The 26,560-nt window shown below is 68.9% G+C and carries 14 protein-coding genes, 1 tRNA gene and 1 other RNA gene; 2 read left to right on the top strand and 14 right to left on the bottom strand.

The window, feature by feature from the left end; genetic code table 11:
• Positions 1 to 326: 326 nt before the first annotated feature.
• The 5 genes from O7605_RS14645 to O7605_RS14665 all read right to left on the bottom strand — a co-directional run bounded on the left by O7605_RS14645 (position 327) and on the right by O7605_RS14665 (position 14,939).
• Positions 327 to 884 carry a hypothetical protein gene (locus O7605_RS14645; RefSeq protein ID WP_269739706.1) on the bottom strand — a complete coding sequence of 186 codons (558 nt, stop codon included), beginning with the start codon at positions 882 to 884 and terminating at the stop codon, positions 327 to 329.
• Positions 881 to 6,943: an RHS repeat domain-containing protein gene (locus O7605_RS14650; RefSeq protein WP_332317127.1), complete on the bottom strand. Its 6,063-nt coding sequence runs from the start codon at positions 6,941 to 6,943 to the stop codon at positions 881 to 883. The genes O7605_RS14645 and O7605_RS14650 overlap by 4 nt, the downstream gene beginning before the upstream one ends.
• A 351-nt stretch (positions 6,944 to 7,294) precedes the next feature.
• Positions 7,295 to 13,684, bottom strand: coding sequence for a carboxypeptidase regulatory-like domain-containing protein (locus O7605_RS14655; RefSeq protein WP_269739707.1), 6,390 nt, complete (start codon positions 13,682 to 13,684; stop codon positions 7,295 to 7,297).
• 502 nt (positions 13,685 to 14,186) lie between these two features.
• Positions 14,187 to 14,259: transfer RNA gene (locus tag O7605_RS14660), tRNA-Ala, on the bottom strand.
• An 89-nt stretch (positions 14,260 to 14,348) separates the two neighbouring features.
• Complete coding sequence (locus tag O7605_RS14665; protein ID WP_269739708.1) at positions 14,349 to 14,939, bottom strand: YqgE/AlgH family protein; 591 nt, start codon at positions 14,937 to 14,939, stop codon at positions 14,349 to 14,351.
• 283 nt (positions 14,940 to 15,222) lie between these two features.
• On the opposite strand from O7605_RS14665, the gene mdlC reads away from it, so the two are divergent.
• Positions 15,223 to 16,818, top strand: a complete 1,596-nt coding sequence (gene mdlC / locus O7605_RS14670) for a benzoylformate decarboxylase (RefSeq protein WP_269739709.1) — start codon at positions 15,223 to 15,225, stop codon at positions 16,816 to 16,818.
• Positions 16,819 to 16,878: 60 nt separating this feature from the next.
• On the opposite strand, the gene O7605_RS14675 is transcribed toward mdlC, so the two are convergent.
• From O7605_RS14675 to pruA, 8 genes are all read right to left on the bottom strand, one after another.
• Complete coding sequence (locus O7605_RS14675) at positions 16,879 to 17,829, bottom strand: hypothetical protein (protein ID WP_269739710.1); 951 nt, start codon at positions 17,827 to 17,829, stop codon at positions 16,879 to 16,881.
• A 188-nt stretch (positions 17,830 to 18,017) separates the two neighbouring features.
• Positions 18,018 to 18,393, bottom strand: a transfer-messenger RNA (tmRNA) gene (gene ssrA / locus O7605_RS14680).
• Between the two features lie 105 nt (positions 18,394 to 18,498).
• Positions 18,499 to 18,978: an SsrA-binding protein SmpB gene (gene smpB / locus O7605_RS14685; RefSeq protein ID WP_269739711.1), complete on the bottom strand. Its 480-nt coding sequence runs from the start codon at positions 18,976 to 18,978 to the stop codon at positions 18,499 to 18,501.
• 131 nt (positions 18,979 to 19,109) lie between these two features.
• Positions 19,110 to 19,985, bottom strand: a complete 876-nt coding sequence (ftsX, locus tag O7605_RS14690) for a permease-like cell division protein FtsX (protein WP_269739712.1) — start codon at positions 19,983 to 19,985, stop codon at positions 19,110 to 19,112.
• A 68-nt stretch (positions 19,986 to 20,053) separates the two neighbouring features.
• Positions 20,054 to 20,734 carry a cell division ATP-binding protein FtsE gene (gene ftsE, locus O7605_RS14695; RefSeq protein WP_093406596.1) on the bottom strand — a complete coding sequence of 227 codons (681 nt, stop codon included), beginning with the start codon at positions 20,732 to 20,734 and terminating at the stop codon, positions 20,054 to 20,056.
• Between the two features lie 118 nt (positions 20,735 to 20,852).
• Positions 20,853 to 21,974 (bottom strand): peptide chain release factor 2, encoded by a 1,122-nt coding sequence (prfB, locus tag O7605_RS14700; RefSeq protein ID WP_269739713.1) that lies wholly within the window; start codon positions 21,972 to 21,974, stop codon positions 20,853 to 20,855.
• A gap of 224 nt (positions 21,975 to 22,198) precedes the next feature.
• Entirely contained in the window at positions 22,199 to 22,714 is a 516-nt protein-coding gene (locus tag O7605_RS14705; protein ID WP_269739714.1) for a PadR family transcriptional regulator, read from the bottom strand.
• A 210-nt stretch (positions 22,715 to 22,924) separates the two neighbouring features.
• Entirely contained in the window at positions 22,925 to 24,553 is a 1,629-nt protein-coding gene (gene pruA / locus O7605_RS14710; RefSeq protein WP_269739715.1) for an L-glutamate gamma-semialdehyde dehydrogenase, read from the bottom strand.
• A 285-nt stretch (positions 24,554 to 24,838) separates the two neighbouring features.
• On the opposite strand from pruA, the gene O7605_RS14715 reads away from it, so the two are divergent.
• On the top strand, positions 24,839 to 25,888 hold the full coding sequence (locus tag O7605_RS14715) for a hypothetical protein (protein ID WP_269739716.1): 1,050 nt from the start codon (positions 24,839 to 24,841) through the stop codon (positions 25,886 to 25,888).
• A 26-nt stretch (positions 25,889 to 25,914) separates the two neighbouring features.
• On the opposite strand, the gene O7605_RS14720 is transcribed toward O7605_RS14715, so the two are convergent.
• Positions 25,915 to 26,433, bottom strand: a complete 519-nt coding sequence (locus tag O7605_RS14720) for a DUF6912 family protein (RefSeq protein WP_269739717.1) — start codon at positions 26,431 to 26,433, stop codon at positions 25,915 to 25,917.
• Positions 26,434 to 26,560 lie beyond the last annotated feature (127 nt).

Below are 26,560 nucleotides of genomic sequence, written 5' to 3' on the forward strand. Positions count from 1 at the left end.
GAAGGTCGTGCCCGCGCTCCGCGTCACTGCCAGAGGGCCTGGCCAGGTCAAATATCAGCCGGTTCAGGTACGGCGATGGCCATAAGGAATCCGACGGCTACTGAGGCCGTAAGGAGCCACGTCCACGGGGCGGCGACCCAAATCCGAGTGGCCTAATGCAATTGCCACTGCGACGTCATCGGCCCCGGCTTGCCAGCCCTCCTCCCTTACCAGATCGAACTATTGCACCGCCCAAGTGGAGAGATCCGCTCATACCTGTCGACGCCATATTGATCCTAGTCGATCAATAGATAAATTGGGAGCCCTTGATTGGACCCGTGAGCATGTCAGGGATAGGCGTTCGGTGCCATGCAACTGGCAAAGACCAGTGCGAGTACCCAGTCCAGGTTGGATGGGAGGCAAAGCCGCACCAGGAACCCCGGCCGCCGACTGCGCGGCCGAGCGTCCCGCCTGCGGGGTGGGCCGAGACGACGGTCCAGGTCCGGGGTGAAGTACTGCGCAAGCCCCCACTTCAGCCCGCTGACCAGGGCCATACCCAGGGTGAACATGCCTACCGTGGCGGTGAGCACCATGACGGTCACAAGTGTCGAGTCGCCGTCCGAACCGGAGCGCAGCAGCGACGCTCCGGCATACGCCGCCAAGGGAATCATGCTCAGGCCGAACCACGCCTGGAAGCGGAAGAGGTTGGCCATCTCGGCGTCGCCGCCCGAGGGCGGCCAGTCCCGAGCATGGCCGTGCACCTCCTCCAACGTCCAGACGAACTCCTTGTCCCGATTGGCAAGGCGCAACAACAGCGGTGCCATCAGGACGACGACTGGGCGGCCCAGATCCCGCAACCGTCGACCCGGCCGGGCATGTTCGTGCTCGGTGTCATCGTTTGTCAACAAAGCAACCAACCACCTGGCACCTTGATATTTTGACACCCGCCACCGGGTGCCGGGGCTGAGGGGGCGCTCGGTGCCGATGGAGCCGCCGGCGGTCGGCTGCCTCCGTTGCCGCCGTTACCTCCGCCGCGCGGCTGTTGCCCGCCGAAGACGTAATCGTGCCGGGAGGACGAGCAGTCGCCGAGCTGGAAACATGCGGTCGAAGACCAGCTCGCGTTCTCCCACGTGAAGACGTTGCCCGCGTAGTTCCATTGCTTGCGGCGCCGTTCCGCCTCGGCGGCGAGGCGCCGCACATGGGCCTCGGCGGCCCGGGCATCACGGTATGCGCCGTCGACCAACGAGTCGACCTCCCGAAGGCGGTCTACGTACCGGTTGACGGAGTCGAGGTCCTGAGTGGCCTTGATGTCCCGCACGATGAAGTCCTTCATCGATCCGGTGGCTCCGTCGAGCGCCTTCGCCGTAGCCCGCGCCTCCTTCGCGGCGCTGGCTGCCTTCTTCGCTTTCTGCGCCGCTCTAGCTCCACTGGCCAGGGCGCCGGCGCCCGGGATCATACTGGCGACACCAATCCCGCAGTCCAACTTGTTGCCGCCGGTGCAGTTCTTGTACGTGTCGATGGCTCCGGTGATCGCGGACACCGCAGCCAGACCCGCACCGAGACCTGGCACCGGAGCGCAGACGATGGCGAGCACTCCGGTGACTGCCGAGATCGTGCCGGCGTTGTCGTAGACGTACTTCGCGGAGGCCTTCGCCGCCGACGTGACCGTGTTGGTGACGCTCTTGACCCACTTCGGCCACTGGCCGTCCGGGTCGGAAAAGGTCAGCGGACTGCCCCAGGCATAGGCATAGGCGTTCAGCGAGCGAACGTCCATCATGTCGATCAGTGGGTCGACTGAGATGAATATGCCCAGTCCCTGGTCGTACATGCGTGCGCCCAGGTGGATGAGGCCGGTGTTGTCCCGGGTTCCACCCACGAAGCCCTTGTCGTTCACCCAGGTGGGGTCGCCGCCGCGCGGAGCTCCGTACGGGGTGTGTCGGCGGATCGTGGCATCCTGGGTGACCGCGTTGACGGCCACCTGCGCGGTGCCCTGGTGGTCGGCACCGAGCCAGGTCAGACCGGCGGCGGTACGGGACGCCACCACGTTGCCCGCGAAGCTGTAGTACCGGGTGCAGGAGGTGGTCCCGGAGGTGTTGTCGTACCGGATTTCTTGCTGTGGCAGGTAGAGCGTCCGGCCGGCCGGATCGCGCCGGATCAGGCGGTTACCGTCCGCGTCGTATATGTATTCGGTGGTCCCCGTCAGATCCGTCGAGGACTCCAATTGCCCTTCCGGGCTCCAGGTCAGCGTCTGGGTTCCGGCCGAACCACCCGACCGACTGGTCATGTTGCCCGTCGCGTCGTAGCTGTAGCTTCCGTTCTGCGCACCGGAGGTGGCGGTCACGGCATGCGGCCGGGGAGAGCCCGCAGCCGGATAGTTGTAGTTCGTGGTGCTGTCCCCCGCCGCCGTGTGGACCGTTTGCAGGCTGCGGTTACCAGCCCTGTCGAACCGCCAACTGTGCCAGTAGGGCGCGGGACCGCCCAGCGCGGCGACGCTGCGCGACGCGCCGCAGTTCCCGGAGGATGGCGTCCAGGCTTCGACGAGGCGCTGCATGTAGTCGTACGAGAAGCATTGCGTGTCGGCGACCGGGTCGGGTGCGACGTCCTGGGCGCGGGTGACGTTGCCTGCCGGATCGTAGGTGTATCGCCGATCGGAGAGTGTGTGCGGCGCCTGGCTGTCGCGGTCGATCCGTACCCCGGTCAGCCGACCAGTCTCCAGCTCGCGGGTGAACTTCTGCCAGACCCGGCCGCCACTGCCGGTGTACAACTCGTACTGGTCGAGTTGGCGCAGCGCGTTGTACTGGCTGTCCGCGACGTAGGACAGCGACTGGCCGCCATAGAGGGTGTCCAGCGTGAGCGGCGATCCGAAGGCGTCGTAGCCGTAGGTCAACGTCTCGAGCGGCAGGTCCGCCGTGCCGGGCAGGCTGCTCGACGCGAGTGAATCATCGGGGTGGTATCCGTACAGGAAGTTGTACGTGCCGGCGAGACCCGTCTCCGAGGTGGGAATCACCACCTGGGTTCCGGTGCGCTGGTACGAGTCGGTGTACCCGGTCGCCCTGACCTGGTAGCTGGCCGACCCTACAAACCGCGTACTCTGGGTGAGCTGTCCCTTGGCCAGGGTGTCGTAGACCCACTGGGCCCGCATCGTGCCGCCGACCTGGTTGTCGTACACGGCCCGCTTCCGGTCGAGCGGGTCGTACAGGTATGCCAGCTTCCTACCTTCGGCGTCCGTGTGGGTGCTCAGCCGTCCCGCGTTGTCATAGGTGGAGACAGTCAGTCCCTTGTCGGGGTCGTCCACCTCGATCTGCCGGCCACGGATGTCGTACGTGTACTTCCAGGTGTTTCCCATCGCGTCGGTGACCCTCGTCAGCTGACCCTTACGGTCGTGCTGATAGGTGGTCGAGTCCCAACTGCCCGGAGTGCCCGGCGTGGGAGTCGCGCCGTGGTAGTGGCGGAGTTCCACGGTCTGACCGCGTCCGTCGACGCGGACGGAGGTGGCGGTACCGCCGGCAGGCGGGGTGATGTCGGTTCGGTCTCCCGCATGGTAGGTCTTCGTCCGCCAGCGCTCGACGTCGTACGGCTGGAAGATCTCCGCCACCACGCGCCCGGCGCCGTCGTACACCGTCCGGTCCTGATCCGGCACCAGAGCTCGCTCCGTGGCGGTTACCAGGGTCGATCCGGGACTACCGGTGGTGTGGTAGGAGTCGAAGGCCCGCACCTTACGGCCGGCCGAGTCGTAGAAGGTGTCGGTCAGCAGCCGGCCCCCAGACGGCGAGCCCGCCTGGGTCTGCCGGACCCGCAGCAGACCGTCGAGCAACGACCAGGTGGTGTTGTAGGTACCGGCGGCGTTGAGCCGCGAGGTCGAGATGGCGGTCGCGGCGTCGGTACGCACGTGGTAACTGAACTTGACACTGGCCGTCTGCGTGCTCTTGCTCCGGCCGGGCAGCCACACCTCGGTGAGCCGGCCGAACGGGTCGTAGGCCAGGTCGGTCCGCTTGTTGTTGGGATCCACCACGGCGACGTTGCTGCCCCACCCGGGCTCGACCGTGTTGGTCGTGACGTGGTTGAGCGCGTTCGTGATGGTGATGGCGGTGACCGGGCCGTCGCTGGCGGGGGTGTAGGCGGTGCGGGTGGCCGCGTTCGCCGCATTTGTGCTCTTGGTGACGCGCCCGTGCACGTCGTACTCCACCTGTTCGGTGGTGACGAACAGCGGTGATCCGCCGTTGAAGTCCGACATGGTCTCGGTGCGGGTCTTCAGGCCGCGGGTGGGGACGGTCTCGAAGGCATTTCCGTCGTACGACGTGCGGGTTTCCCCGATGACGTCGTCCTCGCTGAGAGTTCCGGCGGTGTCCGCACACTTCACGGCGTAGGACTGCGTACGGTGCACCCGGTCCATCAACCAGACGGAGGTGGCGCGGGGGGTGTAGTCGGTCTTCGTGCACCGCTCGTCGCCGCTGACGCCGTCCTGCCCGAGGTCGTCGACGCTGACCGCCATGCCGTACGAGTCGTAGGTGGTGGTGCTGCGGGTCATCCGCTCACCTCGACCCGCGTCGAGCGTCGTGTAGTTGCGGACCGTGGCGACGCGGTTGAATCGGGCCGTAACGGTGTCACCGTTGACGGTACGGGTTGCGGTGGGCGCCGACGCCCAGGGATCGTTCGTCTGCCGCGACACAACTGGCCCGCCCGGCCCGTTGAAGCTCTTGGTCTCCCGGGTCATGCCGCTGTACCAGTCTTCGTCGGCGATCCCGTCCACGTTGACCGTGCGGGTGCCGCCGGTGGGCGCGGCCTTGTCACCGTGCATGCCGCGGAAGTACCGGGTCTCGGTGTAGGTCTGCTCCCCCGGGTCACCGACCGTGACGGCTACCCGACCGTACCCTCGGAAGTCCGACCAGGTCTTGTTCTCCTTTTCGATAAGCCCGTCGTCGTCGCTGTAGTGCCAGGCCGCCCCGTCCAGGTAGTCGTAGTTGTAGACGACCCGTGGGCTACCCTGCGGCGGAACCCCACCCGTGTGGTCGGTTTCGTAGATGGTCTTGACGACGTACTTGTGGAACCAGTCGGTGACGGAGTTCTCGTAGCCCTCCGGCTTCCAGATCACCGGGTAGCAGCGGCGGGTGTTCGTGTGTGGGGTGGGCGTCTGCCCGGCCTGGCAGTCCTGCCCGGAATAGGTGATGTTGACGGTGCCGCCGGATTCGTTGCGGATCCGCGCCACCCGCATCCAGTTCATGGCGGCAGCGAAGTCGATGGTGTCGACCCGGTTGGAGAGCTGCACCGGCGTGAACTCGATGTCCGGGACACTGGCGCTTCCGCCGACCAGGCCGGTGTGGGAGATTTTGTCCAGCCACAGGCCGGCTCGCGTGCCGTCACCGGGGTCCGGGAAGCTGTGGTGCAGCGTCCACCGTTCCACGTTGTCGTAGCCGCTACCGTCGCGGACCTGGGTGGTCACGCTCGCCAGGCGCTTGGTGCTCCAGAACGTCGGCGAGTAGTTGTCGCAGTCGGTCTGGCTGGACGTGCACTCCTGGTCCCAGGGTGTGTCCGGCCAGCGCACCTCGTTGTGGGTGGCGCAGTTGGACAGGCACCTGTCGGAGGTGGCGAAGTTGACCCGGAACGGTGCCGCGGTGTCGAGCACGGAGTCGGTCCCGCCGACGCGGCGGGTGCCGTAGGAGATGTGGTCGAGCCAGCCACCACGGTCGTAGGCGGCCTTGTCGGTCTTGTCGATGTTACGCAGGTATCGATTTACCTCCTTCGTGTACCAGTACGAGACGGAGTTGCCGTGCAGGTCGACGACGTAGTCGAGGTTCCAGCGCCAGGTCTGCGTGCAATCGGAATCCGCGAACGCGGTCGCGTGGCACGGCTCGCCCGGCTCGTTGCCGAAGACCGGCACGTTCCAGGCCGAGTTCGTGACGGGGTCGCCGGAGGCCCAGCCGGGCAGCCGGTTGACACCGAACCAGTACTGAGTCCCGTCGGTGGTGGTGACGACCCAGTACTCGCCGTTGTTGTCGCCGTTGCTCGCGCCGGTCTTGCGCTCGATGCGGGAGCCGTCGTCGCTGCGGAGGTGCCAGCGGCCCTCGGTCGAGTTGTAAATCAGCTCACCCGACGAGCCGTTGAGGGACAGGGTCGCGTTGTCGGTCTCCCAGCACTGGTCGCCGGTCTCCTCGTCGTTGTTGGCGGAACCCTCCCGGTCCTCGGCGCACGGCTTGTAGCTGCGCTCGATGTAGCCGCCCGGCGAGAGTTCGAACCCTTCACCGGCCCAGGACGGCTGGTTGTTCGACGCCGCGTGCCGTCCGTCCACCGACTGGGACGAGTAGTTGAGCGTGACCGAGGGTGCCGGGCCGCCGAGCGCGGGCGGCACGCGCATCGGGTAGCCCCAGTTGAACGAGCCTGAGTTGCCACCTGCGGTCCACGTGGACGAGGGTGACAACGAGGTGGCCTTGTAGCTGCCGGTCGGGCCGGAGTCGCCAGCGGCGAGCGCCACCATCGCACCGTCCAGGGCCAGCGGAACCGTGGCAGACACCGTGCCGGACCGGAGGTCGTTCGCCGAGCGCAGCGGTCGGCCGGCGCATTCGGGTGCCGCCGGGGTGGCCAGCGCACAGTCGGGCAGGGCGACCAGCCGCAGCCGACTGGCCCAGTCTCCGCCGTACGCGGTGGCGAACTCGCGGTAGTCGACGCTGACCTCGACCTCGCCTGCCTTCGGACCGACGGGATCGAGGCGCAGCAACACACCCCGGACACCTGCGCGGGCGGTCGCCGTGCGGTCGAACACCTTCAGCCGGACCTGGTTCGGCGCAGCGACCGACCGATCCCTGCCCGGTCGCGCGACCCGCACCGGTAGCTGGCCCGCCTTCGCCGACTTCCTCGACCCGTCAGCCGGAACGTCGAGCGTCGTCGAGGCCGGTGCTGGCCAGGCGGGCGTCCGCTTCGCGCTGGCTGATTTCAGGTCCGCGTTGGCGGCGAACCGCACTGGCGTCACCGGTTTGACCGGCACGACAGGCACCGGTTGCACGCCCGGCTTCACTGCGGGGGCAGCCATGGCGGCCCGAGCGGGTACGTGTAGCAGGCTGGCGGTCAGGACCAGTGTCACGGCGGCGGCGAAGGTCCGCGCGCTGCGGCGGCTCCCACCGGACTCGATGCGACGACTCCCGCGGAAGCGGGAAGGCGCAGGGGTGCTGGGCTGGTTCGGCGTCACCGGGGTACCTCCGGGGGAATCCGAGGGCGGCGGGAGGGATCGGGCCTGGGACAGGCCGGGTGAGGATGGGCACGGCGAAGCACTGCCTGGTGCGGGTGCCTCCCTACTGGAGGCACCCGCACGGTCGGCGATCGGTCAGGGGGTGGGTGGGTCGAAGCGCAGGCCCAGTCCCGGCCGGAGGACGGGTTGGCGGTAGGTGTACTGGATCGCGGCCGTGCCGTCGGCGTTCTCGATGCCGATGGTGGCGCCGCCGCCGCGTTCGAGGAACGTGCCGTCGTTGTCGGTGTAGGCGAAGCTGTAGCCGCCGGCTTCGTCGAGGATCGCCTGGAAGGTGACGCGGGTGCGGGGGTCCTCGTAGGAGTGGACGTTGCGCCATTCGATGACGAACTGCCGGTTGGGTGCGCTGCCGCGTACGGCGGTGCGGATGCTGGCGTTGGCGTCGACGACCCAGTCGTGCCAGAACGGGTACAGCGCGGCGTTGGGTTCCTCGGGGCTGGCCGGCGATGGGATGGGCCAGGCGTCGGGTGACGGTTCGCCGGGGTTGAGGAAGCTGACCAGTCCGTTGGTGTCCACCCAGCCGGTGTTGTAGGTCTGCCCGTACAGGCTGACCGGGAAGGGCAGCGCGACGGAGGTGTAGGCGTCGTCGCCGGTGAGTGACAGCACGGTGCTGTTGGCGGGGGTGTAGGTGACGGGTTGCTCGGTCAGCCGGTAGCCGCCACCGGCGACAGTGGCGCCCAGGCTGTAGTCGGCGGTGGCCTGGGTGTTGGTGCCGACCACGACCTGCCGAACGTCCGAGCCCCGGCACGCCCCGGAGGGCGTGGTGGCGATGACGGCCCAGCTGCCGGCGGGCACGGCGGTGATCTGGTAGGTGCCGTTGGCGGCGGTGGTCGTCGTCTTGTCCGCCACCGTGATCGTCGCGCCGGCCACCGCGGTGCCCTGACAGGTGACGGTGCCGGAGACGCTGCCCTGCCCGGGCGGGTTCGGGGTGAACGTGACGCCCTGGCCGGTAGCGAGCCACGGCTCGCGGAACAGGTACTGGAAACCGATGGAACCGTCGCCGTTCTCGATCCCGACGGTGCCCTCACCGCCCCGCTCGATCGACTTGTTCGGGTCGATGTCGGCGTAGGCGAGGGTGATCTCGCCGTTCTCCTTGAACACCACCTCGAAGGTCGCGCGGGTGCTGGTGTCGCCGTAGATGTGCACGTTGCGCCACTCCACGACCCACTGCCGGTTCGGCGCGGTGCCGCTGACCTTGGTGGCGATCCGGGCCTGCGAGTCGACCACCCAGTCGTCCCACAGCACGTACACCGCCGCGTTCGGGGAGCCCTCGGCCGCCGGCGACGGGATCGACCCCGGCCAGGAACCGATCCACCCGAAGTACGCCGGGTCCTTGAAACTGATCAGACCGTTGGCGCTGATCCACGCCGAGGTGTACGTCTCGCCGTAGAGCTTCACCGGGAACGGCGGGTTCTTCTGCCACACCGTCTCGTCGCCCTGCCACGCTTCCACCGTGTCACCGGGCACGAACGTCCGCGCCCCGGCGGTGCACTTGTAGCCGAACTCGTCACCGTCGACCATCACCGACAGGTCCACCTCGGACACACCACCGGGGTGATTGATGATCTCGCGGGCGTACTGGCCGGCGCACCGGCTGTCGCCGGTCGACGCGGCGACCTTGTACTCACCGACCGGCACGGCGGTGAACTGGTAGCTGCCGTCGGCCGCGGTGGTGGTGCTGCGGTTGCCCGGGTTCAACGTCACCGTCGCCCCGGCCACCGGGTTACCGGTCACCGCCGTGGTCAACACGCCCTCCACCGTCCCGGCCGACGCCGGGGTGTAGGTGATCGAGCTGTTCGCGGTCAGCACGGCCTCCTGGAAGGAGTACAGCGCCGCCACCGTCCCCGAGGCGTTCTCCAGACCGACTGTCGCACCCGCACCCTGCTGGGTCGGGGTGGACATCGCCCCGTAGTGGAACGCGATCCGCCCGTCCTCGTGGAAGATCACCTCGAAGGTGACCCGCTGCGTGTTGGTCGGCCGGAACCCGACGTTGCGCCACTCCACCACGAACGACCGGTTCGGCGCCGAACCCACCGTCTGCGTCCGCACGCTCGCCGACGCGTCCACCTCGAAGTCGTCCCAGAACGGCGCCACCACCGCATTCGGCGCCGCCAGCGTCGGCATCGTCGGATTCGCCCAGGTGTCCGGCTCACCCGAGGACGGACCGAAGCTCACCAGACCGTTCGTGTGCACCCGACCCGAGGTGTACGACTCGCCGTGGAAACGCACCGGGAAGGGCAGCGCCACCATGGTCGCCGCATCGTCACCGGTCAACCCCAGCACCGTCGACGCCGACACGAAGCTCGACGCGCCAGTGGTACAGGCATAGCCCAGCCCGCCGTAGTCCGGCCCGAGTCGCAGGTCACGGACCACATCGGCGAACAACTCCACCTGCTCACGGGCCACCGCGCCGCAGCGGCCCGCCATCCGCACCGACACCGAGTAGCTGTCCGCGACCAGGCCGGTGAAGCTGTACGCGCCACCCACGCCGGTCGTGGTGCTCACCCCGCTCGGGTCGAGGGTGACCGTCGCACCGACCACCGCGGCACCGGCGGCGTTGGTGAGCGTGCCGGACAGGCTGTGCAGCTCCAACTCGCCTTCCGACTCCGGACGGGCGAACGTGATCGCCTTGCTGCTCGCCAACACCGGCTCCGCCACGGAGTACCGCAACCGGTCCTGACCGTCCTCCGCCTCGATCCCCACGACCGCGTGCGCACCCCGCTCGGCGGCGTTGTCGAGCTGGTCGTAGTTGGTCGTCACGGTGCCGTCAGGGGCCAGGACCGTCGCGAAGGACACCCGCTGCCCGGTGTTGCCCTTGCGGTGCACGTTGCGCCACTCCACCACGAACCGTTGCGAGCCGCCGGAACCGGTGGTCGCGGTGCGCACGCTCGCCGAGGCGTCGACGACAAGATCGTCCCAGAACGGCGCCACCGCGGCTGCCGGGGCCACCGGAGCAGGCTGACCGGTGTACGGGTGTGAACCGCCCGGATCGGTGAAGGTCAGCAGACCGTTGGTGTCCACCCAGGCACTGCGGTACGCCCCGCCATAGAACGGGAACGCGAACGGCAACGGCACCGTAGCGACCGCGTCGTCACCGGTCAGTGCCAGTGCGGTGGACGCCGTCGTGAACGCGGTCGTCTGCTCGGAGCAGGTGTGCCCCAGGTCGTCGCTGAACGCCGACAGGAAGATGTCGAAGGTGATCCCCTGGCCGTCGATCTCCAAAGATCCACTGAACGCCTGACCACACCGACCACCGACCGTCGCGGTGATCGTGTACGAGCCCGGGGCGAATCCGGTCAGGGCGTAGCTACCATCCGCGGCGGAGGTGGTCTGGTGGCCACCGGGCTGCAACTGGACGACGACGCCGGCACGCGGCAGGAAGGTCGCGTCCCACACCGTGCCGGACAGGCTCGCGGCCGACGCGACCGTGAAGGCACCCTCGTTCATCTCGCTGACCCGGTTGCCGTCATCGACCGCGACCGCGTACACCGGTCGTTCCCCGACCGTGCTGCCGACATTGATCGTGACCGTGGCCGTGCCGCCCGGTGTATTGGCGTTCACGGTGGTACCCAGCCCGGGCGCGTCGGGACTGTACCGGAACTTGGTGACGTTGGTGTCTCCGCCGGCGTCGAACCTGACCGTCAGCTGACCCCCGGCGGTGACGTCGGCTCCGTTGGGGAAGGTGATCTTGGGCTGTAGTGGGACGGCGAGTTTCGCCAGGTTGGACGCGGTCTCGGTGAAGTTGTAGAACCGCACGTCGTCGACGGTGCCGGTGAAGAAGCTGTCATAGCTTCCGTTCCACTTACGCCGGCCGACGGAGAAGTCGCTTGTCGCGTTGAAACCGCCGGACAACGTCACGGTCTCGGTCTGCGCCACTCCGTTGACATACAGGGTCATCTTCTTGGACGCCCCGTCGAACGTGGCGGCCAGATGCGTCCACTTACCCGCCGTGGGCGCGGCATTGGAGTGCACGCTCACCATCGGGGCGTTGTCGGTGTCAGCCGTGGCCATGGTGAACCGCCACCGTTGGCCACTGACGACGTAACCCAGATGGTATGCCGGCATGCGGGAACCGTTCGCACTCACCACGGCCTGCGCACCGGTTCCCGACAATGAATTGATCTTGACCCAGGCAGCGACGGTGAAATCTGCGTCGGTGCGGACGGGCGTCGAAACGCCCGTGTCGGGGTGCGGCGTGTTGATCGCACCGGTCCTGGTGGCCACGGCCGTGCCCGGCAGCGACAACGCAGTTCCCACCCCGGACCGGCCGGCGACCCGCGTCGCCGAGGCGCCGACGGTGAGGGTGTTGCCGTGCCCGGAGACGTCGGCGGCGGTGCTACCGGTCTCCTCGAACGTCCACTCCGCTGCCGGACCGGACCCGGCCCGCACGCTGAAGGTGTACGTCACCGGGGTGGAGAAACGCCCGGCGTGGTCCTTCGACCACACGTACAGCACGTTCACACCGTCATGCAACGGAGCCAGGTTGACCGACGCGCCGTAGTCCGTCGTCCGCGCCGCGACGGTTTTCGCCGCGGTCAGCACACCGGAGTCGAGGCTGTAGGCGTACTCCTTCACCTCGTAGGGGCGGGTGGTGGGCGCGGTGATGTTGAACGTGCCCGAGACACCCACGCCGCCCCGCGGCGTGCCGTCGTTCAGGTAATGGGTGGAGCCGACGTTGGCCGGTGGCGGTGGTGGCGTGGCATCCACGGTGAACTCGCACGTACCGGACCAGGCGCTGTGATGAGAGCCGTCCCAGGTCCGGGCCTGCCACACATAACTGGTGCCATCGGTCAGCCGGCCCGAGGGAATGGCTTTCGACACGGTCGACGGGTTACCCGCCGCCTGTGCGACCTTGTTCGACTCGCTCCGCGCGCCACCGACCGGCCACCAGTAGAAATCCGTGGTCAACGACTGCTGCGCGGAGTCCGGGTCGGAGTGCTTCGCGGCAAGCACCGGCGTCGTCGTCAGCACATACGGGCGCCCGGACCCGGTGGCGCAGTTCTTGCCGTCCGACTTGCGGTCCGACGGAGCGTTCGGGGTCGTGTTGTAGGTGATCGCCAGCTTCGGCGAGGAGTGGTTGAACCGCTTCCACTGGTTCTTGGTGCCCTCGTCGACCGCCCGCAGACCAACCGTCAGGTTCGACCACTTGCTCGACGCCGCCTTGGCCACCATCGACTTCACGTTGAACTCGATGGTGCCGGTGCCCAGGCAACCATGCGCCGCGCCGTACTTGCGGTTGCCGACCGTCTGGGCGGTGTAGCTGCTGTTCCAGGTCGGCTGGTTGTTCCACGTCGTGCTCGACGAGATCGACCCCGTCAGCCACAACTTCGCGTTGCTCTTCGGACTACACGTCCACGCGTGCCGCTGCTCGATACGGAACTGCGCGGCGAGGATGTGCTTGCCCGCCACCGCCGACGTGTTCATCCGGAACAGCGACCGGATGATGTGGTCCGAGCAACCCGAGCAGTCCTCCGTACGCCCGGCACCCGCCGAGCCGTACGTCGAACCGTTGTTCAACGCCGACGAGTTCTTCCAGAACGAACTCGACTTGTACTTGCTCCACACCGAGGTCCACGAGTTGCTGACGATCCCACCCGTCCACGAGGGATCGATGTAGATCGGTAGCTTCGTACCCGGGTCAGCCAGCATCTTCTTGTCCGGCAGCAGAGTGATCGTGTCACCGTCGACGCGTACCGGCATGACCGCCCGCCGCGCCGTCTCCGCCGGTTCACCCGACGTCGACTTGGCCGAGCGTTCCTGGTCCAGTTGCCGCTCCTGCTCGACCGAAGCCGGCTTGCGCTGACGGTCGCTGCCGGGTGCCCGCTTCTCCTCCGGGGCGATCACACCGGCGTCGCCGCCCGAGTCGTCCGAGGAATCCCACATCAGCGGGGCCGGAGCCGCGAAGACGGCGGCACCCTTGGCATCCCGGGCGACCAGGCCGCCCGAGCTGTTCGGGCTCACCGTGACGCCCTTGGTCGTCAACCCGAACCGCAACGTCGCAAGCTTGGGATGCGCTGCCGCCTCACGCGACTTCACCACCAGTACCTCGGAGAAACCCAACGGCTGCGCGGTGACCCGCAGATCCACATCCGGCAGGACATCCCGGTAGACCGCCGTCGCACCCTCCAACACCGGCTTCGGCAGTCGGCCCGGCCAGCTCATCGCCAGTTCCCGCGAGCCGTCCTTCAGCCGGGCCAGCGGAGCGTCACCACCGGCCGAGAAAACCATCGGCAGCACCGTCGCCCGCGGTTCGACGCCCTGGCCGGACACCTTCAGCGTGGCGTCCACCGGCGCCCAGGACTTCCCCTTACGCACCCGCGTCGGCTCGATGGTCTGCTCCAACGTGCGGGAGTCGTCGGCGTTGAGGAAGGTCTGCGACCACTCCGTCCGCTCGGCGAGGATCTCCACCCGCCGGCCGCACACCTCCACCATCCGCCGCGCCGAAGCCGCATCCGGCTGCTCATCCACGCATACCGGCGTCGGTGGCGCCGCCTCGGCCCTTGCTGGCACCGCCAGGCCGGAAGCCACGAACGTCGCGACGACGGCCGCCGCCCACCAGCGACGCGACAAAGCCGTACGAGCACCAGCCATCAGACACCCCCGTGCAGACCAGCAGTGCACCGGACTGTAGAGATGCTCGATGATCTATGTAAAGGCCCGTCACAAGTTGCGACCACAAAACAGACATTGGAGCTTCAAACAAGCTGAGAGATCACTGAAAGTTACTCCGGCGCTTCACCTGCACCGTCGGCTGACTCGCCAGCCTCGACGCAGTCGCCATTGCCGGTCAGGACGAAGTCCGGGCGGCCAAGATGGCGGCAGGCTCCCTGGCCAGCGGCGGTTTCTGACGCAATCTCCACACCGTCCGTGGGACGTGCGAGGCGGGGTATGTCCAACCGCCGCCGTGACCACGAGAATGGAAAACCGACATCAGTCGAGGACCAATGTCGGCTTAACCGCGAGAAACAAGTGGAGCCGAGGGGACTCGAACCCCTGACCCCCACACTGCCAGTGTGGTGCGCTACCAGCTGCGCCACGGCCCCTTGCTGTCGCACCCGGTCGCCCGGGCACGGGAAGAACTATACACACGCCCACCGGCATGGTCATCTCGCGGGGGTGCCCGCCGACGCCGTCAGTTCAGCGCCACGTCGGGCGGGAAGTACGCGACCGCGGCCATCATGCCGCCCTGGCGGCGCAGCACCATCGGCCACAGGTCGTCGGGCCGGTCGACGAACGCGTCACCGGGCAGCGCGTCGAGCACGAACCAGGAGCCGTCCTCGATCTCCTGCTCCAGTTGGCCGCTACCCCAGCCCGCGTATCCGGCGAAGACCCGGATGCTCTGCACGTTCTCCCGTAGCCGCTGCGGGTCGACCGACAGGTCGAGCGTGCCGACCGCGCCGGAAACCTGGTGGAAGCCTTTGAGGCGGCGCACCGGCGACCGCAGCCGGGCCAGGCAGATGGCGGAGTCGGGCTGCACGGGGCCGCCCTCGAACAGCACCGCCGGGTGGCGAGCCAGGTCGCCCCAGTCGCGCAGCACGTCCGCCACCGGTACCTCGGTGGCCCGGTTCAGCACCACACCGAGCGCACCGCCGGGCTCGTGCGCGACCAGCAGCACGACGGTACGGTCGAAGTTCGGGTCCTTCAGCGCCGGTGTCGCCACCAGCAGCTTCCCGGTCATCGACTCCGTCGCCTGCCCGCCGATCGCCTGCCCCTCTCCCTGCATCACGCGTACCCGTCAGTCGCGCACGGGGAGGCGGAACCGGTGACACTCGTCGACGGTGGGCCCAACCGGTGACATCCGCGCTGTCATCGCCATGCCTGGCACCATAGCTTGCGCCCCCCGATCCAGGCGAAGGCCTGACAGTCGGGTGATCGACAGACGGTCGGCGGGGCCGGGCAACCCGTCACCATCTGACGGCGCAACTGGTCGGTGCGGTAGGAAACTCAGCCGGGAGCAGCGGCGAAATGCCCTTTACTCCCGAGTCGCCCCGATACATTCAGAAGCGATGGCAACGGTCCGCGACACCACCTACGACCTGCTCCGGGCCCTGGGCCTGACCACCGTCTTCGGCAATCCCGGCTCCACCGAGGAGCCGTTCCTGCACGCCTTTCCGGACGACTTCCACTACGTGCTCGCACTGCACGAGGCTTCGGCGGTGGGCATGGCCGACGGCTACGCACAGGTCACCGGGGCACCGGCGCATGTCAACCTGCACACCGCACCGGGCACCGGCAACGCCATGGGCAACATCGTCACCGCCTGGCACAACCGGACCCCGCTGATCGTCACCGCCGGACAGCAGACCCGGGAGATGCTGCTGCTCGAACCCCGCCTGACCGCCCGCCACCCCACCGAACTGCCTCAGCCCTACGTCAAGTGGGCCCATGAGCCGGTCCGGGCCCAGGACGTCCCGGCGGCGCTCATGCGGGCGTACGCGACCGCGATCCAACCCCCGACCGGGCCCGTCTTCCTCTCGTTGCCGCTGGACGACTGGGCCCAGCCCGCCGACCCGCCGCCGCAGGCCCGCACGGTGGCCACCCGGTTCGCTCCCGATCCCGAACGACTCCGTCAGTTCGCCGCGGCGCTGGCGACGAGTCGGTCGCCGGCCCTGGTGTACGGCGCCGCCGTGGACCGGGCCGGCGCGTGGGAGGCCGGTGTCGCCCTCGCGGAGCGGCTGAGCGCCCCGGTCTGGTCGGCGCCCGCACCCGAGCGGACCGCCTTCCCGGAGAATCATCCGCATTTCCGGGGCGTGCTGCCGTTCGCGATCGGCCCGTTGGCCGACCAGCTCCGCGGGCACGACACCGTGCTGGTGGTCGGCGCCCCGGTGTTCCGGTACTACCCACACGTGCCCGGTGAGACGCTGCCGGACGGCGCCCGGCTGCTGCATGTCACCGACGACCCCGAGGAGGCGGCCCGGGCCCCGGTCGGGGACAGCCTCCTCGGTGACGCCGGGCTCACCCTCGCCGCGCTGGCCGACCTGGTGCCACCGGCCGACCGGCCATCCCCACCCGCCCGGCCCGCGCCGTCGCCGGTGGAGGACTCGTCTCCGCTCAGCGCCGACGGACTCTTCGCCGCACTGGCCCGGCACTGGCCCGCCGACGGGGTGCTGGTGCAGGAGTCCCCGTCGAACCTGTCGGCGCTGCGGCGCCGCCTGCGCTTCGACACTGCCGGGTCGTACTTCACGATGGCCAGCGGTGGTCTCGGGTACGGCCTGCCGGCGGCCGTCGGCATCGCGCTGGCGCAGCGGGACACCGGTCGCCACCGGCCGGTGATCGCGGTGATCGGCGACGGCTCGTTCCACTACTCGGTCCAGGCGCTCTGGACCGCCAGCCAGTTGCGGTTGCCGTTGGTCGTCGTCGTGCCGGTCAACCAGCAGTACGCGATCCTCAAGGCGTTCGCGGAACTCAAGCAGACGCCGGGCGTACCCGGGCTGGACCTGCCCGGCATCGACGTCACGGCGATAGCCCGCGGCTACGGGTGCGCCACCACCGTCGCCGACGATCCGGACCAGCTCGGCGAGGCACTGGCCACGGCACTGCGGGCCGACGGACCGACGGTGCTGCCGGTGCCGATTCGCACCGACGTGCCGCCGATTCTCTGAACCTGGTGGGCAGCGGTGGCAGGACGGCCCCGGCCGACGCCACCCCGGGACCGGATGGCGTCAGTCGCCGGTGAAGCGCAGCGGCGCCGCGCTCACCACGTCGAGGATCGGTCGGTCCGCCAACGGTGCCCGCAGCGTCACCGTGACCGGTTCCAGCCTGAGCATGTCGTCGCAGACTCCGGTGCTCCGTACCACCGTGCCGCCGACCACGACCACGTGATCGTGCTCCTGCACCAGTGGGGTGATCCCGGTATCGCAGCTACCGACGCCGAGCCGGAAGTTCACCGTCGTACCGTCGGCGGACTCGACGTCCTGCGCGCTGACCAGATTCTGCGGCGCGGGCGTGGACGGCACGACCGGCTCGGGCAGGGCCCCGACGGCGTCGGGTGCCACCGCGAGCCGGGCCACCACGGCGTCGATCTCCTCGACGGTGAACAGCCAGGCCGGCACCTGCGCCTCACCCCGGCTGGTCCGCACCGGCGCGGCGCCCAGCTCGACACCGGTGACGGTGAGCGGGATGCAGGCGGCCTGCGGGCCGCTGCTCACCGGGGCGTCCGGCCCGTCCGGCGGGTTGGCCGGCGGCGGCGTGCCCGGGTCCTTCGGCCGCCCGGGACAGGGTGGCGGGTCGCCCTGGTCGATCAGCCGATATGCCTCGGCCGCGCTGACCAGTGGTACGCGTAGTTCCCCGTCCGGGAAGCGGACGGTGCCGTCGGCCGGCCGCCCCGGCGGCAACGGCACCTGCTGCCGGTACCAGCCGGCGTGGAAGGCGAGCTTGGTCTCCTCGGTGAACGCGGGCTCGCCGAGGAGCACCGTGGGCTCCTGAAGCGGCAGGTAACCGTCACTCCACGCCGCGCTTGGGCGCCACGCCTGCGCGACCGCCGTGGCGCGCTGCTCGAACGCCTCGTGCCGGTCACTCGGGATTCCCGGGCCGGTCGATTCGCTGCCCGCCGGGGCGCAACCGGCGGCCATCATCAGCAGTGGCAGGCCCAGCAGGGCGAGGACGCGGCGCATGACGACTTTGACGGCAGTGCCCGCCGGCTGGTTCCCGTGTCCCGCTACGCCGGCCGTCGCCTGGCCCGGCCGAACGGATCGCCCGACGGCTGCGTCGGCGGGTACCGCTGACGTCGGCCGACCGGGGCGGGCGGGCAAAAAGACTGCGCGCCCCGGTCGGGTGACCGGGGCGCGCAGTCAGGTGGTGGAGGTGGAGGTGCCGGGAATCGAACCCGGGTCCTTCGCCGCCTTGTCAGGGCTTCTCCGAGCGCAGCTCGCTGTGCCTCTACTCGGCCCCTCCGATCACGCGAGCGAGTCGGTGTGACGGGCCCAGTCGCTGATTGATCTCGCCGCACGGACCCCGCGACCGGGTCCGGTTGGCCAGCCTTCTAGCTGATGCCGGCTAACTGGGTCGAAGGCGCTCCCAGGCCGACAGACTTGCTACTCGCCTCAGGCGGCGAGAGCGAAGTCAGCGCGATTGTTCTTGGCGCTTATTGGTTTCCGACGAACGATTCTCGAGACGACGTCGGCTTCCTCGGCTCGCTTCCCCTGCCGCAACGTACGAAGTCGAAACCAGTCACCCCCTCGACAGGCCGCCGATCTCCGGCGGCTCCGACAAGCGTAACGCCTGCCGCAACCGGAATCATCCCTAGCCCGGAGCGACGCACCGGGCAGGAGATTCCGGACAAATCAGTCGGTCATTCCCTTGCCCCGCCGCCCGACCGCGCGTTGGATCTCCCGGTCGGCGTCCCGCTTGGCGAGGTCCTGGCGCTTGTCGTAGGCCTTCTTACCCTTCGCCAGGCCGATCTCCACCTTGGCCCAGCCGTCGGAGAAGTAGACCTGAAGCGGCACCAGGGTCAGCCCGCTCTCCCGCAGCTTGCCGATCAGCCGGTCGATCTCCAGCCGCTTGAGCAGCAGTTTGCGGGTGCGCCGGGGCTCGTGGTTGGTCCAGGTGCCCTGCGTGTACTCGGGGATGTGCATGCTGTGCAGATAGAGTTCGCCGTCCCGTTCCTGCGCGAACGCGTCGACGAGCGAGGCCCGTCCGGCCCGCAACGACTTGACCTCGGTGCCGGTCAACGCCATGCCCGCCTCGTACGTGTCGAGGATGGCGTAGTCGTGACGCGCCTTCTTGTTGGAGGCGACGACCTTGCGCCCCTTCTCCCGTGGCATCGCCGCGCCACCTCCTTTCGCTGTCGCCCGTGGCCGACCTGGCCGGCCGCCGAGCGGAGATCATGCTACCCGAACGACAAGGGCCCTCCCGCGCCGTTTATTCCGGCGCGGGAGGGCCCTTGGGCGACGAACTAGACCCGCAGGTAGAAACGGAGGGTGACCCAGGCGGTGACCGCGCTGATCAGGCCACCGACGCCGGCCATCACCGGGAAGGTCAGGAACACCTCGCCCCAACTCACCGGTGCGAAGAGCCCCTGGAGAGCGCTGAGCGCGCCGTCGAAGAGGAAAATCTTGAGGGCGATCAGGGCGCCGAGGCCCAGGATCGAGCCGATCAGACCGGCGACCACCGCCTCCAGCACGAACGGCGCCTGGATGAACCAGTTCGACGCGCCGACCAGCTTCATGACCGCGACCTCACGACGCTTGCTGTACGCGGCGACCTGGATGGTGTTGGCGACCAGCAGCAGCGCGGCGACCGCCATCGCGATCGCGGCGACGAGCGCGATGTTCTGCCCGGCGGTGAAGAGGTTGAAGATCTTGTCCAGCACCTGGCTCTGGTCGACGACCTGGTCGACCCCCTCGACCGCCGTGTACTGGTCGGAGATGGTCTTGTACTCCTCCGGGTTGACCAGCTTGAGCCGGTACGACTCCGGAAGCTGGTCCGCCTTGACCGCGCTGAGCAGGTCCGGCGAGTCCCGGAACATCTCCTGGAAACGCTGGAAGGCCTCGTCCTTGTTGACGTACGTGACCTGTGAGACCAGCGGGTCGGACTCCAACTGGGTGGCGATGGCGCTGCGCTGCTCGTCCGTCACCTCGGCGTCCAGGAAGATCGAGACCTCGATGTTCTCGAAGTACAACTGCTTCATGTCGGCGACCTTGGTGTAGATCAGGCCGCTGGCACCGAGCATGGTCAGCGAGACCGCCATCGTGATGATCATCGCGATGGTCATGGTCACGTTGCGCCACAGTCCGACCAGTACCTCGGACATGACGTATTTCATCCGCATCGGGATTTCCTCCGGCTCTCCGGCGTGAGGTGTTCGTCGTCAGATCGGGGTGTGGTGGGTAGGTGCCGTCACCCGTAGACGCCGCGGGCCTGGTCGCGAACGATACGGCCGCTCTCGATCTCGATGACGCGGCGGCGCATCTGGTTCACGATGTTGGAGTCGTGCGTGACCATCACGACGGTGGTGCCGGTGCGGTTGATCCGGTCCAGCAGGCGCATGATCTCGATTGAGGTGTCCGGGTCCAGGTTTCCGGTCGGCTCGTCCGCCAGCAGGATCAGCGGACGGTTCACGAACGCCCGGGCCACCGCCACACGCTGCTGCTCACCACCGGAGAGCTCGTGCGGGTAGCGGTGCTCCTTGCCGCCGAGGCCGACCAGTTCCAGCACCTCCGGCACGACCCGACGGGCCACCGCCTTGGTCTTGCCGATCACCTCCAGCGCGAAGGCCACGTTCTCGTACGCGGTGCGGTTGGGCAGCAGCCGGAAGTCCTGGAAGACGCAGCCGATCGAGCGGCGGAAGTGCGGGCGCTTCCAGGACCGCATCGACGTGACGTCCTTGCCGTTGACGACGACGCGCCCCTTGTTGGGGACCACCTCGTGCAGCAGCATCTTGACGATCGTCGACTTGCCGGAGCCGGATGGGCCGATGAAGAAGACGAACTCGCCCTTGTCGATCGACACGGACACGTTGTCGAGCGAAGGCCGCGACGCCTTCGGGTACGTCTTCGTCACTTGCTCAAGCTGAATCACGGGTGGTGAGTCTACGCCGTGTAACTGTCGTGCCAAGTCCCACGCCCCGCCGTTGCGGGGCAAGTCATCAAATCAGCACGTCAGGTGGAGATCGACGGCGCGCTCCGCCCACGATCGATCACGCACGGTCGCCGGCCAGTTGCTGCTGCTTGCGCCACCGGATCCCCGCCTCGATGAAGGAGTCCAGGTCGCCGTCGAAGACCGAGCTGGGGTTGCCGGTCTCCTGCTCGGTCCGCAGATCCTTCACCATCTGATAGGGATGCAGCACGTACGAACGCATCTGGTCGCCCCACGACCCGGCGGCGTCGGTCTTGAGCCCCTGGAGCTTTGCCTGTTCCTCCTGGCGCTTGCGCTCCAGCAGCCGGGCCTGGAGCACCCGCAGCGCGGAGGCCTTGTTCTGCAACTGGGACTTCTCGTTCTGGCAGGTCACCACGATGCCGGTGGGAACGTGGGTGATCCGTACCGCCGAGTCGGTGGTGTTGACGCTCTGCCCGCCGGGGCCCGAGGAGCGGTAGACGTCGATCCGCATCTCGTTCTCGGGGATGTCGATGTGGTCGGTCTGCTCGACGACCGGCAGCACCTCGACCCCGGCGAAGCTGGTCTGCCGCCGCCCCTGGTTGTCGAACGGGCTGATCCGCACCAGCCGGTGGGTGCCGGACTCCACGCTGAGCGTGCCGTACGCGTACGGGACCTTGACCGTGAAGGTGGCCGATTTCAGGCCGGCCTCCTCGGCGTACGAGGTCTCGTAGACCTCGGTCGGGTAGCCGTGCCGCTCGGCCCAGCGGAGGTACATCCGCAGCAGCATCTCGGCGAAGTCGGCCGCGTCCACGCCGCCAGCGCCGGCCCGGATGGCCACCAGCGCCTCCCGGGAGTCGTACTCACCGGAGAGCAGCGTGCGGACCTCCATCTCCTGGATGGCCTTGGTCAGCCCGGTGATCTCGGACTCGACCTCGGTGAGCACCCCCGAGTCGGACTCCGCCTCGGCGAGTTCCAGCAGGACGTGCGCGTCGTCCAGCCGTGACCGCAGGCTGCCGAGCTTGTCGATCTCGCCGTTGACGTACGACAGCTGCGAGGTCACCTGCTGGGCGCGGGCCTGGTCGTCCCAGAGATCCGGGGCGGACGCCTCCTGCTCCAGGCGGGCCTTGTCCTCGCGGAGACGGTCGAGGTCGAGCACCGCCTCGATGTTGCGCAGGGTGGCGTCGAGTTCCTTGAGCTGTTCGGCGAAGTCGGCAGCGGTCACGACAGACAAGGGTACTGCGCGGACGAGGAGTGAGCTTGCGAGCCCCGCAGTCCGCGCCAAACAAACCCCGCGCGGACGAGGAGTGAGCTTGCGAGCCCCGCAGTCCGCGCCAAACAAACCCCGCGCGGACGAGGAGTGAGCTTGCGAGCCCCGCAGTCCGCGCCAAACAAACCCCGCGCGGACGAGGAGTGAGCTTGCGAGCCCCGCTCGGATCGGAACCAGGGTCAGCTGGGGGCGGCGCTCTTGAGCCAGGACAGGGCGGCGCGGTGGTACGCCACGGCGAACTCCAGCGCGCTCGCGTCGTACGTGTCGCCTTCCTTCTTGGCGTTCTTGACCTGCTCGCGTACCCGGGCCAGCGCGTCGGTGTGGTACTCGTTGGCCGCGGCCTGGAGGTTCTTGAGCTGGTTCGGGGAGTGCAGGTTCCCGAAGGCGATGCGCAGGGCGATCGGGTTGCGGATGGTGTCCCGCCCCGGATCCTCGGCGAGCCATCGGGAAAATGTCCGTTTTCCCGATGCCGTGATCGCGTACGGCTGACTCATCCGCGGGCCGGGTTTACCCAGTCGGACGAAACCTCGCTCGGCCAGCACCGGCAACTCGCGGTAGACCTGGCTTCGGGTCATCGACCAGTACGGCGCCAGCCGGCGCTCGGCGGCGGCCATCAACTGGCCACCTGTCATGGGGCCCTCATGGAGCAGCCCGAGCAGGGCTGCCGCCGTGGGGTTCACTCCGGATTCCGCCATGCCCCTTACGCTGCCACTTTGCCGGGCCAGCGTCCAGGATTTCCCCTTTTCGCCACCGATTGGGGTTTCCTATGTGCACTGTCGGCGCGCGACGGTCCACCGAAGCCGGCCACCTGCCGCGTCCGGTCGTCCCCGACCGGCGACCGGCCGGGCGGACGGAAGGGCCCCCGCACAGCATGCGGCGTCGGTCGGGGGCCCTTCGTCACATCGTCAGCCCATGTGAGGGTAGGTGTGGTCGGTCGGTGGGACGAAGGTTTCCTTGATCGTCCGGGGGGACATCCAGCGGACCAGGTTGTGCCAGGACCCGGCCTTGTCGTTGGTGCCGCTGGCCCGGGCACCGCCGAACGGCTGCTGACCGACCACCGCGCCGGTCGGCTTGTCGTTGATGTAGAAGTTGCCGGCCGCGTACCGCATCTTCTCGGCCACCGCGTCGACCACCCGCCGGTCGGTGGCGAAGATCGACCCGGTGAGTGCGTACGGGGCGATGGCTTCGGCCTGCGTGACCACCTCGTCGAAGCGGGCGTCGTCGAAGACGTGCACACCGAGGATCGGACCGAAGTACTCGGTGGTGAAGGTCTCGTGCGCCGCGTCCTCGCATTCGAAGATCGTCGGCCGGACGAACCAGCCGACCGAGTCGTCCGCGGTGCCGCCGGCGATGACCCGGCAGCTGGCGTCGGAGGAGATCAGCTCCAGTGCCGCGGTATGCCGGGAGTACGCCTTGTCGTCGATGACCGCGCCGCCGAAGTTGCGGAAGTCGGTGACGTCGCCGTAGGCCAGCCCGTCGGCGGTCGCGGCCAGCCGGTCGCGCAGGCCCCCCTCCCAGAGCGACCGGGGAACGTACGCGCGGGAGGCCGCCGAGCACTTCTGCCCCTGGTACTCGAAGGCACCCCGGATCAGCGCCGTGTGCAGGGCGTCGACGTCGGCACTGGAGTGCGCGACCACGAAGTCCTTGCCTCCGGTCTCGCCGACCAGCCTCGGGTAACCCCGGTAGCCGGCGATGTTCTCCCCGACGGTGCGCCACAGGTGCTGGAAGACCTTGGTGGACCCGGTGAAGTGGATGCCGGCGAGGTCGGGGTCGGCCAGCACCACGTCGGAGACCTCCTCGCCCCGACCGGTCACCATGTTGATCACACCGGGCGGCAGGCCGGCCGCCTCGAACAGGCGCATGGTGAAGTGTGCGGCGAACTGCTGGGTCGGGCCCGGCTTCCAGACCACGGTGTTGCCGAGCAGGGCCGGCGCCGAGGGCAGGTTGCCGGCGATGGCGGTGAAGTTGAACGGGGTGACCGCGTAGACGAATCCTTCGAGCGGCCGGTGGTCGAAGCGGTTCCACACGCCGGGCGACGACATCGGCTGCTCGGCCAGCAGATTGCGGGCGAAGTGCACGTTGAACCGCAGGAAGTCGATGAACTCGCAGGCCGAGTCGATCTCGGCCTGGACGGCGGTCTTCGACTGGCCGAGCATGGTGGCCGCGTTGAGGGTGTCCCGCCACGGTCCGGAGAGCAGCTCGGCGGCGCGTAGGAAGATCGCGGCGCGCTCCTCGAAAGGCAGCGTGCGCCAACCCGGTGCGGCGTCCTTGGCGGCCTTGACCGCCGCTCGCGCGTCGTCATGGGTGGCGTGGCCGGTGACCCCGAGTACGTGCGCGTGCCGGTGCGGCTGCACCACCTGGATCGGCTCGCCGCCGGCCATCCGCTGTTCGCCCGCGATGGTCATCGGCAGGTCGATGCGCTCGGCGGCCAGCTCGGTGAGCCGCCGCTGGAGACGTTCTCGGTCGGTGCTGCCCGGCTCGTAGCTGCGCACCGGCTCGTTACGTGGCTCGGGTACGGAGAACACGGCGTCCATCAGGGCTCCTGGCGATCTCGGCGGCGATGGCGAAACCGGCCCCGCGCTGGCGGGACCCGTGCCAATCCTCCCACGGCCAGCATCGGTCGCCGACACCCCGGGCGCGCGTGGACCATTGATAACGAGGTTCTTCACCTTCACTGGAACCGATTCGTTCCCCGTTGCGAAACCTGACCGAAGAAATGCAGCCTGCGCGGGCTTCGGGCGCACCCGCGTCCCGGCCGCGTACGCTGGGTTGCCGGTGACGGTTGCGGCCCGTCGGGCCCGGCGGCGAAGGGAAGACGATTGAGCAACGAGCCCGGTGGGCCGACCGCCGCTCAGCCCGACCAGTCCCGCGCCGTCGATCCGGAACCGAGCGACCGGACCGAGGCCACCGACCCGGACGTCGGCGAGCACTCCGAGACCGCCGACCCACGCGCGGGCGACGCCATCGAAGCCGGCCGCCCGGCACCCGCACCGGCGGCGACGGTGCTGGCGTTGCTGGCGATCGGCTGGCTGGCCGCGATGCTCTGGTCGACCCGTGAGGCGATCAGTTCGGCGACGGCCGGGGTCACCGCGGTGAGCCTCTCCGCCTTCGCCCTGCCCGGCGTGATCTCGGCCGCGCTGGTGGCCGGGGCCGCCGTCGGGCTGGCCGCCGGGGAACCGGTGACCCGCCGGACCGACCGGGTGACCCTGCGCTTCGCGGTGGCGATCGGCGCCGGGCTGCTGGTCGGCCTGCTCGCCGCGCTCGCGATCGACCTCACCTACGCGGGCGACGTCACCACCCGCACGATCGCCGGCACCACGGCCGCCGCGGCCGTCATCGGCGGCGCGCTCGCCGGGGCCCGCGACGGTGCCGTCGTGGGTGCCGTGGCCGCCGCCGCGCTGGGCACCCTGGTCTTCGTGGTGGCCTTCAGCGTGGCCCGGGATCCGCTGTTCAACCTCTTCGGCGCCGGCGACAGCCAGCAGTCGCTGGTCGACGCGGCCAGTTGGGTCTCCCGGACCGAGTCCCTGCTGGCCGGGCTGGTCGCCGGGGCGTTGGCCTTCGGCTACCTCACCTGGGCCCGGCGACGAGCCGTACGGGACGGTGGCGCGGCTGGACCGCGCTGGCCGGCGTACCTGCTGGCCGGTGCCGGGCCCGGGCTTCTGCTGCTGCTCGCCGAGGTGATCATCCGCATCGGCGGGCGTTCGCTCATCGAGCTGGCCGCCGCGCTCAGCGAGGCGGACGCGGTCGCACAGACCTCACTCGGCACTTCGCGGGTGGACAACGCCATCTGGGTGCTGTTCGTCGGCGCGCTGACCGCCGTGGTCAGTTTCGGCCGCACGCTCAGCGCGCCGCCCGACGACGAGGCGTAGCCGACGACCGGTGACCCGGACGGCGGTCAGCTGTCCGCGGTGGTGGCGCGCAGCAGCGACTCCAGTTCGCTGGGGTCGTACCACTCCAGCTCGTGGTCCTCGGCACCGTCGACGGTGAACTGGGCGTCGGGGTCACCGGCCAACGCCTCCAAGACCACCTCGACGGCGGCGGCCACGTCGGTGGCGGCGTCCACCCCGTCCACGTGCACGGCCGCGACGGCCGCGACCGGCACCGGGGTGAGCAACTCCACCACGCTGGAGCCGAGTTCACCGTCGCCCCGACCGATCGCCGTCGCGGGCAGGTCCGCCGAGACCACCACCCGTCGGCGCGGCGCGGCCGGGTCATGACGGATCAGTTGCAGCGCGTCCTGGGCGGCCCGGGTGAAGGCGACGTACTCCAACTCCTCCTCGTCGCCTTCCGCGTACCACTCGCGCAGCGTCGGGGTCACCGCGTGCGCCTGCGTCGCGGCGAGTCCGTGCTCCGGCAGCCTGGTCAGCATCGGTACGGTCGCCGGCACGTAGACCCGGACAAGCTCGTCGGTCACCGTGGTCTCCCCCGCTCTGCTCAGTCCGGCGGCGACACCGCCGGTCCGGCGTACGGTCCTGCCCGTTCGCCCTGACCGTCATACACCTCGTGTCGCCCTCGTGGAAGTTCCGGCGGCGGGCCGGTGT

The sequence above is a fragment of the Verrucosispora sp. WMMA2121 genome (genome assembly GCF_027460185.1).
GTDB lineage: Bacteria > Actinomycetota > Actinomycetes > Mycobacteriales > Micromonosporaceae > Micromonospora > Micromonospora palythoicola.

Excerpts from the sequence above, each read along its gene's own strand:
- pruA (WP_269739715.1), bottom strand. The coding sequence starts at position 24,553 with ATGGACGCCGTGTTCTCCGTACCCGAGCCACGTAACGAGCCGGTGCGC.
- ftsX (WP_269739712.1), bottom strand. The coding sequence starts at position 19,985 with ATGCGGATGAAATACGTCATGTCCGAGGTACTGGTCGGACTGTGGCGC.
- O7605_RS14705 (WP_269739714.1), bottom strand. The coding sequence starts at position 22,714 with ATGGCGGAATCCGGAGTGAACCCCACGGCGGCAGCCCTGCTCGGGCTG.
- smpB (WP_269739711.1), bottom strand. The coding sequence starts at position 18,978 with ATGCCACGGGAGAAGGGGCGCAAGGTCGTCGCCTCCAACAAGAAGGCG.
- O7605_RS14665 (WP_269739708.1), bottom strand. The coding sequence starts at position 14,939 with ATGCAGGGAGAGGGGCAGGCGATCGGCGGGCAGGCGACGGAGTCGATG.
- O7605_RS14675 (WP_269739710.1), bottom strand. The coding sequence starts at position 17,829 with ATGCGCCGCGTCCTCGCCCTGCTGGGCCTGCCACTGCTGATGATGGCC.
- mdlC (WP_269739709.1), top strand. The coding sequence starts at position 15,223 with ATGGCAACGGTCCGCGACACCACCTACGACCTGCTCCGGGCCCTGGGC.